Source organism: Sphingobacteriaceae bacterium (genome assembly GCA_016715905.1).
In the GTDB taxonomy this organism is placed as follows: Bacteria; Bacteroidota; Bacteroidia; order B-17B0; family Aurantibacillaceae; genus Aurantibacillus.
Genome location: JADJXI010000003.1, coordinates 768,984 through 785,206 on the forward strand (window position 1 = coordinate 768,984; position 16,223 = coordinate 785,206).

Sequence of the window (16,223 nt, forward strand, 5' to 3'; positions counted from 1 at the left end):
CTATTTAAAACTGATTTAGCTAATTCGGAGACAGCAAGCGTTTCATTTTTCTTAAAATTCTTGCCGAATTAAAATTTAAAATAAGACGTTTAGTAATTTTGAACTCTTGAAATGATTTGCGGAAATCTTAGTAACTATTTCTTAAGGGCATAAATCAAAATATCCTTTTTACTTTGCCAGTGATATCCCAAGTGAAAAGGAATTTTTTCAATTTTCGCACTGTCTTTATGAAAAGCTTCTTGCAATGGTTTTTGTAAACTCAGCCAAGGGAAATCGGTTACGGGTTTTATATAAACACCATATAATTTAATATCAAATTTATTTTCATCCTGTATGTATTTATAAGGCATACCGGTATCATCTTGAATAATGGCCGTTGAATTTTTTAAAATCAAATCTTTCATGTTGCTCATGAAATGATTGTGCAGTAGGTAAGAAGCGGATTTAATATAAGTTATGCAATTTTGCGTATTGGTATGCAAATATTTTTTAAAAACGCAAGTGTCGTTAAATAATTTATTACTTACATCGTATTTAAAATAATAAAGCGACTTCACTTTTCCGTTTTGTAAAAAATCAATGCGCACGCCAAAGGGTTTTCTTTCTTTTTCGGTATGTCCGTAATCCACTTCAACAATACTATCCTGGTAATAACGCATTAAATATTTCACATCCAAAATTTCATGGCCCGAACGTTTAATAAAAAAGGCAAGTACCGGCAACAAGCCGTTTACTTTTTTGCTTTGAAAATCTTGCAACATTTTGCGGGTAATAAAATAACTCTTGCTAAAAATATCGCCCAATGATTTTCGTAAATCCTGTGAATAACTGCTGTGATCGCCGGGTTTAAATTTTTTTAAATCGGGTAATTTACCAACGGGTTCTAAACCCAACATAATATATTTATCTGCATCGGGAAAAAAAGCATGAGCGGTTAAATAATCCGGGCCACTAAACGGATAAAAAACCAATTTACTTTTATTGTTTGCGTTTTCAAATTCTTTTCTTCCCCAGGTTTGCATGGCTATTAAACGTTTTCTTTCCAGTTTTTTCCAGCTGCTGTCAATAAACTTGGCGTGATTTTTCCAGGCTGAACTATCAAATAAATAATTGAGGTTATTTGCTTTTCCCTTATAACCCGAAATAACCGCGGTAATATTATTGTAAATGTTATTGGTGCTTGTAATAGGGGCGTCGGCAACCTTAGGCTGAATAAGATTTGAATCGGGTGGTGATTTTAAAGAGGCTGTTGAATCTGCAAGAGGCACTTCATTTATCGGTGTTTGAACTTTATTTTCAGTATTGGATTTATCCCCCGTGGTATTGCTACACGAAAGGAGAAATACCAAAATATAGATAAAAAAAGGAGGGGTTTTAAACATGGGGCCAAAAGTAGTTATTTTGCCCGAATACAAATAAAAAAGCGGGCTTAACCCGCTTAATTTTTTTAGAGACTATCTTTAATATCTAAGAGTTTTTCTTTAATGAGTTTTAACTTGGCAATAACCTCGGCGGTATGGGATGGGGAAGCTGTTGCCAGTTCGCCGGCCTTTAATTGCTCACGGGCACCTTGTATGGTAAAGCCCTTTTGTTTAACCAATTCAACAATTTTTGCAATGCTGTCAATGTCTTTTTGGGTAAAAAGTCGATTCCCTTTTTTATTTTTTTGGGGACGAAGAAATTCAAATTCCTTTTCCCAAAAGCGAAGGGTACTTGCATTAAGCTCAAACATATCAGATACCTCGCTGATACTATAAAAGAGCTTTTCGGTAGTTTCTTTATTCTCTGCCATTAAAATTAAAATTAACTTAAAATGACTGGATGTCAATATTTAGTTTTCAACAGGTTAGGCGAGAAATTAACTGTTATGGTGAATATAAAGCAGAGCCTTCAATAATTTTCCTTCACAAATACAATCCATATCCCTTAGCCCCTCTTTTGGTAAACTCTAAAGCCGGAGCCGGAATTTTTAAAATATTGATGGCTGAGAAAACGCCTTTTAAAAACTTGGATTTGGTTTTAATTTTAGTAAAGTCAATATCAAAACTCAGGTAAAATCTACGCTCCCGGTTAAATTGGTAATACACACCATTAGCATCGCGCACGGTAAATCCATTCTCATGTCCGCTCAACATGCCGTAAGCACTATAACCAAATGATAGGCATAACCATTTAGGCAATTTTTTTTGGGAAGGAATAAAACTAAAAGGTGATACGCTCAGCCAATACGTTTGTCCGTTATAATCTTTTAATACCTGCGTATAAATATTTTCACCTAATAAGGATGGATTGTATTCAGCTAACTGACTTTGAGCGAAAGAGAATTTAATCATTAAACGTTGTTCGTTCCATAAAGCTTCCTGTCCAATGGCCATTCCTGTTCCTGCCACATTTGCGCCCATATCGCCCCAAGAAAATCCCCAGCCTTTACTTTTTCCATCTAAACATTCGATAGCTGTCATGTACATTAAACCCATAGTTCCCCCAATAAATAATTTTTTCTTTTTGTTCACCCCTGCCCAGTCAAATGCATTCATCATTAATCGACCTAATTGATAGGTGGTGAAAGCATGTCCGGCTTTATCCATTTGCAGCCACTCGGTATTGTCATTAAAAAAATGAAAATCATCACTGCTGTAATTGGCATACCAGGCGTAATTTAGGTATAAGAGTGAACCCGCACTTATGGCGGAAGTGCTAATGCCTAAAGCCATTTTGCGGTGCTCGTAATTGGGAAGGCTGTCCTTTTGTGAATGCATTAAAATTGGCAACAAGCCAATTAAAATAAACCCGGTTATGCATTTAATTCGCATTTAAACAAAGATAAGTTATTTATCATTATGGGTTATTTAACCACCAAGTGCACTAAGGGGGCACTTTGGTCACTAAGTAATATTCAGGATACTTTTTGATATTACTTTGTGCGCTTTGTGGTTAAATCATATCACAGGTCATTGTAATCAATTAAGTCTTGCAGCGACTTAAATTTCAAATCTTCCGCTTTGCGTTTAGATTCAATAGGAATTTGAAAATTGTTATTACTTACATTATCATCTCCTCCGCCAACGGTATTATTTAAATCAATGGCATCGTAAATATTCCGGTTTTTGTAATACGATTTTGTTTTACCAAATTTAAATATTAATCCAAAATTGAAAAATAAGGTAGCAGCCGGAGCCTTTTCATAAAAATATTTACTGTACGGTAGCTTTGAATTTTTGTTATTGGCGTTATTTGAATAAAAGGTGATTTTATTTTTAGTACTAAAGCCCATAGCAAAATAAAAATCGAGCCAATGCTGAATTCTGCCGTCAACTCTCAGTCCGGTATTTACTTCGTACCGCGTAAAATGTACAGTTGATTCTGCTTTTAAGGTATACAAGGAATCAAAATTACTGAAGTTCCACATGCCGCCTTGTGGTTTGGTGTACAAGCTGAGTTGAACATATTCGTTTATTGGCATATTCAAACTCATGCTTCTAGGAAACTGAATGCTAAAGTGCGTTTTATCCAACTTACCAAATCTGAATCCAACAAAAGGTAAATAAAAACGATTTCCCCACAGAAATGATTTGGTTAATCCTAATCGCCAATTAAATCGTTCGCTTTTGTTATGACTGTAAATAAAAGTATTGGCCATTCTGAAATAAGATTTGGATTTAGGATCGCTGGCATCTCTCGTAACAAAAGGAGAAATATCAAAAAACCAAACGCCTTTTTTACCGGGATTTACAATTATTCTCGCACCTAAACTGGTTTTTAAAAGTTCATGATCATTTATGCCTTCAAATTGAGGTCTTAATGACATGCGATTGAACGTTAACAGTAAATGCGTGTTTTTACTCACCATGCTGTCGCTGGTTCTGTGCTCAAAAGTGGCAAGCGGTGTATTTATATAAAGTATGCCTTGTTTTATGCCATAGGTTTTTAATCTTTCGCCAATGAGTTGGGTGGTATCATTTAAATCTTTGGTGGGCTTAGTGTATCCATCCAATAAAATTACCGTTTGAAAATAGTGTTTGGCTTTTTTAATTTTTAAGCTGTCGTATTTAGTTTGGGCATTCAGGTTTAACCCAAATAAAAAAAGAGTGCATACGGTTGTAAGCACTTGCCGTGTATGTAAGTTCCTGCTCACTCTTTTCCTTTTATGCTATCTAATACTTTTTGTTTAAATTCTTCTTCGGCAGCCCTCAGAATAATTATTTTTTTAGCTCCAATAATCGTTTTTATTTTTTCGCTGTAAACGCTATGTAATTCGGCTTCGGCTTGTTTGGTTTTAATATCCAATTGGTATAATTCTTCAGCTTCCGTTTCACTTAAATTTTCAGGGGCTTTGCGAATATTTTTACGCAAGTTTCTGCGTAACGCCTTAACCTTATCGTTATACTCATTATATACCGGCCAAAATTTTTGCGATTCATTTGCGCTAAGACTTAGTTTTTTATTGATAAAAGAAACGCGCATTTCTTCCACCTTATCTTTATTCCCCTGGGCGTTTAAATTACCCGAGTTAAAATAAATTAGAAATATAAAAAGTATGTGTAAAATTTTACGCATTAAATTTCTTCGGGTAAATCGTCCATGTCAAATTCATCAATACTATCACCGGTACTTTTTGGAGCTGAATTATTTTCACCATTCAAACTTTCTTCCAGTTTTTTGGTGTCCACCACTTCGTATAAGCGCTCAGTTTCAATATTTTCTAAATTTTTATTTTTCATCAATTCACTTTTTTCAATGCAAGCTAATGAGGTGCATTCTTTGTCGCTAAAATTAAAGTATGAGGAAAAGAGCCAAACTCCTAAGCAAATAATGAAAAGTGCGGCAATAGCGGTGTAACGCACCGTGCTGCTGAATAAGGTAATGACTTTAGCTGATAGTAGCTTATCTTGAATTTGTTTTTGATTGGATTCAAAATAATTTTCAGGAGTAACAAAGGGATTTATTTTTTCAATGGCATTTAAGTGTTCAAACGGCTGATCTTGCCCAACGCTTTCGAAGCTAACAGATAATTCATCAAAATAATTTTCAGGCGTGGCAAAAATAACTTCTTTTTTTACGGCATGTAAATTCGGGTAAGCCAATAATTCATTCTTGATCTCCAGCTTTTCAAAATAATTTTCGGGCACCGTAAATCCGTGATTGCCTTTTAAAGATGTTAAGTACGGATAAATTTTATGTTCATCTAACCATTCAATTTTATTCATTACCGAATTTGAAAACGTAGTAAAGTAATCGTCGGGCACATCAAATCCCTTCGAATTTTCTAAATTTTCATTATTTTCAGTATTCTTGCTCATAGCATGGGTTTGACTATGTAAATCGTTTAAGGTTTAACCGTTTATTAAATATTCTTCTATTTTTTTAGCCGCAATGTGATAACTGGCTTTGAGCGCACCTACCGAAGTTTCAAGTATTTCCGACATTTTCTCATAAGGAGTTTCATCGTAATAACGCATATTAAAAACAATACGCTGTTTTTCGGGTAGTGTTAAAATGGCTTGTTGCAGTTTTAATTGTATAGCATCACCCTTAAAATACTGATCACTCTCCAAATTTTTACTCAATTGATATTCAATTGGATGCAATGATGTGGTATTGCTTTTTTGTTTCTGTCTAAGATGGGTTAATGATTCATTGGTGGCTATTCTGTACATCCAGGTATACAATTGACTTTCTTCTCTGAAATTCTCCAAGCCTTTCCAAACTTTAATGAAAGTATTTTGCAATACATCATCGGCATCGTCATGGTCAATCACTATTTTACGGATATGCCAATACAAAGGCTTTTGATATTTGGCCATTAATTGTCCTAATGCAGCATTTCGGGTTTTTTCATCCCGAAAAAGGGTTAATATTGATTTATCATCGGGTTGGGCCACAAATTCTTTCTAATAAGACGTAAAAATAGCGTAAAAGTTTAATTTTGTCCGGGTATAATGAGTCTTTTCGAGAAAATACGACGATTTGAAAGTATGCACATTGTTTTTTGGTTGATAAAAGACAGTTGCTGGATGATGGAATGGAAATTAATGGGCGTGATTATGATTATACCCACACTTTTTTTGGCACTTTATTTAATATTTAAAACTCGTGCTTATAGGGATATTTACCTCAATACAGCAATATTTTTCTGGATAAGCGCAAACTCCTATTGGATGACTATGGAATTTTATTTTAATAGTTTAAATAAAGATTTAGCGGCTATTCCATTTTTACTGGGCTTTGTTTTCATTTTCATTTTTTATCTATCTAAGGGAAAAAAGAAGATGGTTGGTGAACAGGATTAAATACCAAAAGTCGGTTATATTTTTATTAGCTAACATTAGTTGTTTTAAGAGCTACAATTAATTAAATTTAGAGCTCAAATTTCACGTACATGATTGAAACTAAACCATACCAAACAAAAAATAAAGTGCGTATTGTTACTGCAGCAGCTTTATTTGACGGACACGATGCTGCTATTAATATTATGCGCAGAGTTTTACAAAGCACAGGCGCCGAAATTATTCATTTAGGACACGACCGAAGCGTGAAGGAGATTGTGGATTGCGCCATTCAGGAGGATGCAAATGCCATAGCCATTACCAGCTATCAAGGCGGACATAATGAGTATTTTAAATACATGCATGATTTGCTGAAAGAGGCGGGCTGCGGACATATCAAAATTTTTGGTGGCGGAGGCGGAACTATTTTGCCAGAAGAGATAGAAGAGCTGCACAAATACGGAATTACCCGCATTTATCATCCGGATGACGGAAGAGCTATGGGATTGCAAGGCATGATAAATGATGTGTTGATGAAAAGCGATTTTCCAACTGGTGCTAATTTGAATGGGGAAGTAAATCATTTAAAAGAAAAAGATTATAAATCAATTGCCCGTTTAATTTCTGCAGCAGAAAATTTTAATGAAGAAAGCAAAGCGGTATTAGATAAAGTAAGAGAAGATGCTAAAAAATCAAAAACTCCGGTAATCGGTATTACAGGTACAGGCGGTTCAGGAAAATCATCTTTGGTAGATGAATTGGTTCGTCGATTTTTGATGGATTTTCCCGATAAAAAAATTGGCATCATATCGGTTGATCCCAGTAAAAGAAAAACCGGAGGAGCTTTGTTAGGCGATAGAATCCGCATGAACTCCATCAAAAATGAAAGAGTATATATGCGTTCATTAGCCACGCGTCAAAGTAATTTGGCTTTATCCAAACACGTGCAGGATGCGGTTGATATTTTAAAGGTTTCTGAATTCGATTTGATTTTATTGGAAACAGCGGGAATAGGACAAAGCGATACTGAAATTATTGAGCATAGTAATTTAAGTTTGTATGTGATGACTCCGGAGTTTGGTGCTGCCACGCAATTGGAAAAAATCGATATGCTTGAATTTGCAGATCTGGTTGCCATAAATAAATTTGATAAGCGAGGAGCCTTAGATGCTATTCGCGATGTGAAAAAACAATATAAGAGAAATCAGAATTTGTGGGAAGCGAAAGACGAAGATTTACCAATATACGGAACTATTGCTTCGCAGTTTAATGATCCGGGAACAAATCGTTTGTATAAAGCGGTAATGGATAAATTGGTGGCTAAAACCAATTGTGATTTAAAATCTAATTTTGTGATTACGGATGAAATGAGTGAGAAAATTTACATCATTCCTCCTGGCCGCACTCGTTATTTATCTGAAATTTCAGAAAGTTCAAGAAATTACGATAAGTGGGTGGCTGAACAAAGTAAAGCTGCTGAAAATTTGCAAGGCATGCAAATTGCTATGCATTGTTTGAAGAATTCTAAAGTTGCAGATAAAGACCGCTTACTAAAAGCTTTGGAGGAGGAAAAACAAAAAATTATTTTAGAATTAGATCCGAAAAACTTAAAAACGTTAGAAGGTTGGGAGGAGAAAAAGAAATTGTACAGCAATGAGTATTATGTATTCAAAGTTCGTGACAAGGAGTTGAAAATAAAAACGCATTACGAAAGTTTGTCTCACACTCAAGTTCCTAAAGTGGCATCGCCCAAGTATTCGGGTTGGTCAGATATTTTAACTTGGACATTGCGTGAAAACTTTCCGGGCGAATTTCCATACACATCCGGAATTTATCCATTTAAACGAGAAGGTGAAGATCCTACACGTATGTTTGCCGGAGAGGGCGGGCCTGAAAGAACCAATAAACGTTTTCACTATGTGAGTTTGGGTATGCCTGCTCATCGTTTAAGTACCGCTTTTGATTCGGTTACTCTTTATGGGAATGATCCCGATCATCGCCCTGATATTTACGGGAAGATTGGAAATTCAGGAGTGAGTGTTTGTTGTTTAGATGATGCGAAGAAATTGTATAGCGGATTTAATTTGGCCGACCCTAAAACATCCGTTTCAATGACCATTAACGGTCCGGCTGCAACCATTGCTGCATTTTTTATGAATGCTGCTATCGATCAACAATGCGAATTGTATATCAAAGAGAATAAGCTGGAAAAAGAAGTTGAGAAAAAGATCGAAGAAATTTATAAAAAGAAAGGCACTAAACGTCCAACATATAACGCACCTCAGTTACCCGAAGGAAATAATGGTTTGGGATTAATGTTATTGGGTGTTACCGGTGATATGGTACTGCCGGCAGATGTATATCAGAAAATAAAAACCAATACATTAGCACAGGTGCGTGGAACCGTGCAAGCTGATATTTTGAAAGAAGATCAGGCGCAAAACACCTGCATATTCAGTACTGAATTTAGTTTACGGGTAATGGGTGATGTGCAACAGTATTTCATCAATAATAATGTCCGTAATTTTTATTCCGTTTCCATCAGTGGATATCACATTGCCGAGGCCGGTGCTAATCCAATTTCTCAATTGGCATTTACTCTGTCTAATGGCTTTACATTTGTGGAATATTATTTAAGCAGAGGCATGAACATCAATGATTTTGCGCCAAACTTATCTTTCTTTTTCTCCAATGGTATTGATCCCGAATATAGTGTTATTGGAAGAGTAGCGCGTAGAATCTGGGCAAAGGCCATGAAAAATAAATACGGGGCAAACGAAAGAAGTCAAATGTTAAAGTATCACATTCAAACTTCCGGACGTTCATTACATGCGCAAGAAATTGACTTTAATGATATTCGTACCACCTTACAAGCTTTATATGCCATTTATGATAATTGCAATTCATTACACACCAATGCCTACGACGAAGCAATTACTACACCAACAGAAGAGAGTGTTCGAAGAGCTATGGCTATTCAGTTAATTATTAATCGTGAATTAGGATTAGCTAAAAATGAAAACCCATTGCAAGGCGCGTTCATTATTGAAGAACTTACCGATTTAGTAGAAGAAGCCGTATTAACGGAGTTTGATAAGATAACGGAGCGTGGAGGTGTGTTAGGTGCTATGGAAACCATGTATCAGCGAAGCAAAATTCAAGAAGAAAGTTTGTATTATGAAACCTTAAAACACAATGGTGAATATCCTTTAATTGGAGTGAATACTTTTTTAAGTTCAAAAGGTAGTCCTACTGTATTGCCTCGCGAGGTAATTCGTTCTACAACGGAAGAAAAAGAAGCGCAAATTGCTACTCGAAATAATTTATGGGCAGGAAATAAAGATAAGGGGGCTGAGGCATTAAAAAATTTACAGCAATTGGCTATTCACAATAAAAATTTATTTGATGGGTTAATGGAAGCCGTAAAATACTGTTCGCTTGGACAAATTACCAATGCCTTGTTTGAAGTGGGCGGTCAGTACAGAAGGAACATGTAATCATTTGGAAATTAGTATTAATCCCAATTGAAATAAATAAACCACATGAAAAATTATTATTACCTAATTTTGGTAGGTTTATTGTTTAGTCAATTCTCACTAAAATCGCAATTGGATTTAATTCCGGATTCTATAGCCGGCAAATTGGATACTATGTCCAATAAAAGAGCCGACGCTTTAATGATATCCAAAGCCTGGGGTTTTATGAGTATGAACCAGGGTGAAGCTATGAAATATGCCAAGGCGCATTATGAATTAGGACTAAAAAGAAAAGATTCATTATTACTAGCCAATGCTAATGTTACCAAAGGAACGATATATCAAATAGTTGGTGATTATCCAAAATCAATTAATGAGTTAATTTCAGCTGTTAAAATTTACGGTAAATTAAATGATAGTTTGCGTTTAGCTGTTGCTTTAAATAATTTAGGCAATACCTACAGATTTGTAGATGATTTTGAAAAGGCTATCGAATGTCAGAACAAAGCCATGATTATCCGTATAGCTAAAAAAGATTCTGCAAGAATAAGAGGCAGCTATATGAATATTGCTGCCATTGAATTTAATAAGCATAATTTTAGTGCCGCCATTGCACTTATGCAAAAATCATTTCTTTATCCTTCCAAAGATAAATCAGAGAGATTTAGAGCCTACATAAATTATGCCGGCATATTAGGTGAAGCTCATCAGTTTGATACAGCTTTTTATTACTTGACGCTTTCCGAAAAATTAATTGATGATTCCGTTAAATGGGTAACTCATCAAAATACACTAGGTGGTTTACTTTTATTGCGAGGTGATTTCATCAAGGCTGAAAAACACTTGTTGAATGCTTTAAATTATTATGAGCGTTCAGAGGATCTTAATTCTTTAAGTGAATTATATGGTCAACTTTCCAAACTGTATAAGGATTCACGGAATTTCGACAAGGCCTTACGATTTAATGAACTGTATCATGCCACCACAGATTCTCTAAACAATAATCAAAAAAACTTGCAAGTTGCGTTTTTAAATGCAGAGTTTGATTTAGGTCAGAAAGAAGCCGAAATCCATACGCTTCAACAAAAGTCAGTGTTAGATGAAAAGGAAAAATCGAATATTCGCATAGTTCGGAATTCAGTTATTGTTGGTATTATCTTAACCCTTTTGCTTGTGGTTATCAGTTACAGGAAATCCATCGAGAGAAAAAAATTACTAGAAGAGATTGCGCAAAAAAATTCAGAGATTACTGATTCTATCAATTATGCCAAACATATTCAGAAATCCTTTTTGCCTTCGGAAGAAAAAGTGAAAAGTTCCTTTCTTTCTTCATTTATCTTATATCAACCTAAGGATATAGTTGCCGGCGATTTTTATTGGCTGGAGGAGAATGAAAATAATATTTGGTTTGCCTTGGCTGATTGTACCGGACACGGAGTTCCGGGAGCTTTGGTTTCTGTGGTATGTTGCAATGCCTTAAACAGAGCAATTGGGGAATTTGGTTTGGAAAAACCCGGAGAAATATTAGATCAGGCCAGGAAAATTGTAGTGAAAAGATTTTCTTCAAACAATAATGCGGTAAAAGATGGAATGGATATTACTTTAATACGTATAGAAAAAAAATATCGGAATGCTGAGGTTAAAAAAATTCAATATGCGGGCGCCAATAATTCATTATATCTATACACCAACGGAGAAATTCAGAAAATACCCGCCAATAAACAGCCCATTGGTTATGTAGAAAATCCCATTCCGTTTGGTACTAAAGAAATTAAAATAACTAAAAATGACACTTTGTATTTATTTACCGATGGTTACGCAGATCAGTTTGGTGGCCAAAATGGAAAAAAATTTAAATACAAACAATTGCTCAAATTGATTCAGGAAATTGCGGAGAAACCTTTAAACGAACAAAATGATATTTTATTAAAAACATTTAAAAATTGGCAGGGCTCTTTAGAACAAGTTGATGATATTTGTTTAGCCGGTGTAAAAATTTAATTTCATTTTTTTAATTTTCCATTTACCTTTTTTATAATTAAATTCGTAAGGATGAGATTTCCGGAAAATTCCGCACGTTTAGTTCTACTCTATCTTTTCTTTATAGTTAGAGTTTTATTTACACTTAACACTTTGCAGGCTCAAAATTCTAAAATTGATTCGCTATACACTTTGTTGAAGAGCGCCAAGTCAGATTCTTCAAAAGTGGATCTTCATTTTAATATTGCTCGGCAATTTTTACCTCACGATACTGTTGCAGCTACTCGTGAATTAAAAAAAGGAAATTATTTATTAAAGCGAATAAATAATATCGATTTTGTTTTGAATAGATTGGAGTGGTTGGGAAGGATTTATTTTTCGGCCAAAATGAATCATCTCGCCTTTGCAAATTATCAGGAGGCAATTACCTTGGCAAAAAAAAACAATCAACAATCTTGGCAATCCAAATATTATTACAGAATTGCTTATGGATTGCAGGAAGAAGGATTTACCAAACAAGCTTTACCCTGGTTTGATACAGCAATTGTTTTAGCCGGAAACGATAATGATAATAACTTGGCTAAATTATTGATGGATAGAGGAAGAACGCATTATGAAAATGGCGATTATAAAAGTGCGATTGAAGATTATATGAAATCGCAAAAACTATTTGAGAAAAGAAAACAAGAAGGACGAAATTACGGTTACCTTATGCATTATATTGGCTCTGTTTTTAAGCGTCAGAATCAATTCGATAAAGCTCAGGAGTATTATGAAAAAGAATTGGAATATGCGCGCGAAATTAAAGACCGGAGTCTGGAAGCTGATGCTTTGTACCTGTGTGCACAGGCTTATGGCTTAAAAGGTGATGTGCATAAAGACATGGAGTTTGTACAAAAAGCTCTGGTGATTTTTGAAGAGGAAAAGAATCCGTATATGGTGAGTTTAATGTATGCCAATCTAGCCGATGGATATTCTACTTTAAAAAATTATAAAAAAGCAATTGAATGTTTAGAAACCTCTGTTCGAATGGATAAGGAATTGGGACAAAAATTTGGATTTGGCGACACCTATGCTTCATTGGGTGATATGTATTCTCAATTGGGTCAGCATAATAAAGCCATATGGTATTTGAATATGGCCATGGATGAAACCATGAAAATGGAAAGAAAACAATTATTAAATAAAGCGAGTATACTTCATTCTATGGCCTATGCCTATTCAAACAAAGGAGATTATAAAACTGCTTTTTATAAGTTTATCGATTATAAAGAAGCAGAAGATAGTTTAAATAAAGAAAGTAATATTCAGTTTATGCACGAACTGGAAACGAAGTACGGTACAGAGAAAAAAGAAAAGGAAATTGCTTTATTAAGCATGGAAAAAAAGTTGCAGGAAGAAGAAATTGCTTCTAAAAATAAACAACAAAAAACCATTATACTCATTGCTGTTTTAGGCATTGCTGTTGCTCTGGTTTCAGCCTTTGCATTTATACAAAAACAAAAAACAGCAAAAATTTTAAGTAAACAGGTGAATGAAATTAATTACCAAAATGAAGTTATAAAGGAGAAAAATAAAGATATAACAGATAGTATACAATACGCCAAACGTTTACAAGAAGCTGTTTTTCCTCAATCTAATATGCTCAATAATTTTTTCGCTGAATCTTTTGTTCTATTTCAGCCGAAAGATATCGTAAGCGGAGATTTTTATTGGTTTGAACAGGCAGGTGATAAAACTATAGTTGCAGTTGGAGATTGTACCGGTCATGGAGTGCCCGGCGCTTTTATGTCTATACTCGGACATAATCTACTCAATCAAATTGTGATGGAGTATGATGTGAATAATCCTGCTGATATTTTACGTTTATTGGATAAACAAGTAAGTAATGCCTTAAATAAAAAAGGAAACCAACACGAATACAATGATGGCATGGACATAGCCATTTGTGCCATAGATAAAAAAAATAAGAAATTAGAATTTGCAGGTGCCAACAGACCATTAATTATTAAACGGGGAGAAGAGTTAATCGAATTAAAAGCAAATAAGTTTGCCATTGGCGGAATTCAGGATGATACCTGTAAATTATTTACACAGCATACCTTGGATCTTGAGTTAAATGATGTTTTATATTTATTTTCTGATGGGTATTATGATCAGTTTGGAGGTCCTAATGGTAAAAAATTCAAGTACCGTAAATTACTCGATCAATTAAAAACTATGAAATCAGTTTCATTAGTAGAACAAAAAATTACTCTGGAAAATGTTCTTGAAAGCTGGAAGGGAAGCTTGGAGCAGTTAGATGATATATGTGTGATAGGCGTGAAGGTGTAAAAGTTCAGTTTCTATCTTCCAACAATCCTCCAAAATCTGAATTCTAAAATCTACATTCTAAAATCTACATTCTACCTTCTGCCTTCTACATTCCTAAGGTCTATACTTACTTCTGCTTAAAATTTTCTGGGCGTCTTTTTCATTCATCAATTGCTCCAGAGTGGCTTCCTTATTATTTTTCATATAACTTCTTACAATTTGCAATCCCACCCACATGGCAATGCGCGGCGGACATTCTTTGCTGATTGCGCCGGTAAAAGGCCCATCGCCGGTGAGTTCCTGAATAGTTTTTATGTTAGTTTCGTACAATCTGTTTTTTTCGGCAAAGTAACTCCATAAATTTTTCTCGTATTTTTTACAATATTGCATTTGTGCATCGGTATAATTTAGCATAACTGAATCTTGAATGTTAGGCATTAATGCATTTAATGCGTAATATATTCTTCCATAAAAAATAGTATGATAGGCCAGGGTATTGGTGGGCTCTGCATTGTCAAATTCAGTAATGAGCCAACCTCTCAATAAATCCGGCAACAAATAATTTTTATTCATAAATCGGGTTCGGTAAGCGGGTAATTGCAACATTTGGTAATAAACACAAGTGTCGCCCAAATACATATCTAAAGCAGTTACTAAAGTGCTGTCGGTATAAGCAAATGCGTAATTCCAGCCACTGATGCAGGTAACACATTTGTTAGGTACATTTCTTTTCGGAAAATGATATTTAAAGCGTTTCACGCAGTCGTTTAATTCCGGTTCAAACGCTCTAAAAAAATCATCGGTAAAAACTTGTTGTGTTTGTTTATACGAACCGCTTATATCTTTATCTTTTAAAAAGGATTGAAGTGCCTCGGCATACAAACTGTCTTTGGTTCCATTCACCTTCAGTAAATTCATAATGTAATGTTCAAAAAACAATCCGTATTCATTTAATAGTTTATCTGATTCACCTTTAAGATTATCGGTTTGAATATTATTTAAGTTTCTTTCAAGACGATGTACACTTACGGGGTTAATTTTAACATTTGAAATATCTATATCTAATGGATTGGGGGTACATGAAGTTAATATCATGAGTACAATTAAACTCCCTAAAAATCTTGCGGACATACGGTTAATTTTTATATTTGTAAAAGTAACTTTAAATAAAGTGATGATGAAAAAGTATTTATACACTGTATTAACAGTCTTGTTTGTTTCAACCCTTGTTAACGCTCAAGAGGAAGGAAAAGAAAAGAAAGATTTTGATAAAAAATTTCGATTCGGACTACGTGTAGCTGCTCAACCTTGTTGGTTTACCAGTAATGAAAACAATAACAAGCCTTATGGCGCTATGTTCGGAACCGGATTTGGTTTAAATATGGAATTTCGTTTTTCTGATATAGTTGCTCTTTCAACGGGTATCGGTGCAGATTTTGAAGGAGGGAAATTAACCTATCGTCAAGAATCTTCTGATAATTACGCGGTAAGTTATTGGATGGATAATACCAAAAACATGGTTGCTGTTGAAGGAAAAGTAAATCCGCAGGATATAAGCAATACAACCAATACTCGTTTTTATGTAAAGGAAAGATTAGTAAAAACCACACACATTACACTACCTGCACTTTTAAAAATGTCAACCAATGAATATTCCGGCTTCAAGTATTTTGGTATGTTCGGAGCTGAAATAGGGATAAGAATAAAATCTGTGGCAGATGATAAATATACAACCTCTTACACTTTCGATAATTTAGGCTTGGTTACGAATGGAGCGGCCGGTGACAAAAACACGCCCGATAGTAAGAATTTAAACATAAGTAAAGATGCTTCTTTGGTTCCCATGCGCATTGGATTTAATGCAGGCATGGGATTTGAATATCGCCTTGGCGGTTCAACATCCTTCTTTATGAGTGTAAATTATTTCAGAAGTTTTACCAATTTAATGCGTAGCGATTCCAAGTTCTTAGTTTCAGATGTGATTACTGAGCCAAACGGAAATCAATCCTATAAAATGATTGAACAAAACCTGATTCAGAATGCCATTCGCATTAATTTGGGTATTTTGTTTTAAATTCATATTCATTCTTTATAAAACTAGCCGTTTCTAAGAAATGGCTTTTTTTTGCCTATTTTTTCACGATTTTGGCAAAAAACGCTTAAAAATGATTGATTTTTGTTCAAAAAC

13 protein-coding genes are annotated in these 16,223 nt (G+C 34.7%); 5 read left to right on the forward strand and 8 right to left on the reverse strand.

Features of this window, described 5'->3' with window-relative positions; translation table 11 throughout:
• Positions 1-134: 134 nt before the first annotated feature.
• From IPM51_03730 to IPM51_03760, 7 genes are all read right to left on the reverse strand, one after another.
• A complete protein-coding gene (locus IPM51_03730; GenBank protein ID MBK9283409.1) occupies positions 135-1,382 on the reverse strand; it encodes a hypothetical protein in 1,248 nt (415 codons plus the stop codon).
• Positions 1,383-1,447: 65 nt separating this feature from the next.
• Positions 1,448-1,792 carry a MerR family transcriptional regulator gene (locus IPM51_03735; GenBank protein ID MBK9283410.1) on the reverse strand — a complete coding sequence of 115 codons (345 nt, stop codon included), beginning with the start codon at positions 1,790-1,792 and terminating at the stop codon, positions 1,448-1,450.
• A 112-nt stretch (positions 1,793-1,904) separates the two neighbouring features.
• Positions 1,905-2,813: a DUF2279 domain-containing protein gene (locus IPM51_03740; GenBank protein ID MBK9283411.1), complete on the reverse strand. Its 909-nt coding sequence runs from the start codon at positions 2,811-2,813 to the stop codon at positions 1,905-1,907.
• Positions 2,814-2,944: 131 nt separating this feature from the next.
• Positions 2,945-4,135 carry a hypothetical protein gene (locus IPM51_03745; GenBank protein MBK9283412.1) on the reverse strand — a complete coding sequence of 397 codons (1,191 nt, stop codon included), beginning with the start codon at positions 4,133-4,135 and terminating at the stop codon, positions 2,945-2,947.
• Positions 4,132-4,557 carry a hypothetical protein gene (locus IPM51_03750; protein MBK9283413.1) on the reverse strand — a complete coding sequence of 142 codons (426 nt, stop codon included), beginning with the start codon at positions 4,555-4,557 and terminating at the stop codon, positions 4,132-4,134. The genes IPM51_03745 and IPM51_03750 overlap by 4 nt, the downstream gene beginning before the upstream one ends.
• Complete coding sequence (locus tag IPM51_03755; GenBank protein MBK9283414.1) at positions 4,557-5,300, reverse strand: hypothetical protein; 744 nt, start codon at positions 5,298-5,300, stop codon at positions 4,557-4,559. The genes IPM51_03750 and IPM51_03755 overlap by 1 nt, the downstream gene beginning before the upstream one ends.
• 33 nt (positions 5,301-5,333) lie before the next feature.
• Positions 5,334-5,804, reverse strand: coding sequence for an RNA polymerase sigma factor (locus IPM51_03760; GenBank protein ID MBK9283415.1), 471 nt, complete (start codon positions 5,802-5,804; stop codon positions 5,334-5,336).
• A gap of 135 nt (positions 5,805-5,939) precedes the next feature.
• Between IPM51_03760 and IPM51_03765 the strand changes: the two genes are divergently transcribed.
• From IPM51_03765 to IPM51_03780, 4 genes are all read left to right on the forward strand, one after another.
• Entirely contained in the window at positions 5,940-6,290 is a 351-nt protein-coding gene (locus tag IPM51_03765) for a hypothetical protein (GenBank protein ID MBK9283416.1), read from the forward strand.
• An 89-nt stretch (positions 6,291-6,379) separates the two neighbouring features.
• Complete coding sequence (locus IPM51_03770; protein ID MBK9283417.1) at positions 6,380-9,763, forward strand: methylmalonyl-CoA mutase family protein; 3,384 nt, start codon at positions 6,380-6,382, stop codon at positions 9,761-9,763.
• A gap of 45 nt (positions 9,764-9,808) precedes the next feature.
• Complete coding sequence (locus IPM51_03775; GenBank protein ID MBK9283418.1) at positions 9,809-11,743, forward strand: tetratricopeptide repeat protein; 1,935 nt, start codon at positions 9,809-9,811, stop codon at positions 11,741-11,743.
• A 51-nt stretch (positions 11,744-11,794) separates the two neighbouring features.
• A complete protein-coding gene (locus IPM51_03780; GenBank protein MBK9283419.1) occupies positions 11,795-14,056 on the forward strand; it encodes a tetratricopeptide repeat protein in 2,262 nt (753 codons plus the stop codon).
• A 93-nt stretch (positions 14,057-14,149) separates the two neighbouring features.
• Here the strand turns inward: IPM51_03780 and IPM51_03785 are convergent, their stop codons facing one another.
• Positions 14,150-15,166 (reverse strand): hypothetical protein, encoded by a 1,017-nt coding sequence (locus tag IPM51_03785; GenBank protein MBK9283420.1) that lies wholly within the window; start codon positions 15,164-15,166, stop codon positions 14,150-14,152.
• A gap of 46 nt (positions 15,167-15,212) precedes the next feature.
• On the opposite strand from IPM51_03785, the gene IPM51_03790 reads away from it, so the two are divergent.
• Complete coding sequence (locus IPM51_03790; protein MBK9283421.1) at positions 15,213-16,109, forward strand: outer membrane beta-barrel protein; 897 nt, start codon at positions 15,213-15,215, stop codon at positions 16,107-16,109.
• Positions 16,110-16,223: the final 114 nt, after the last annotated feature.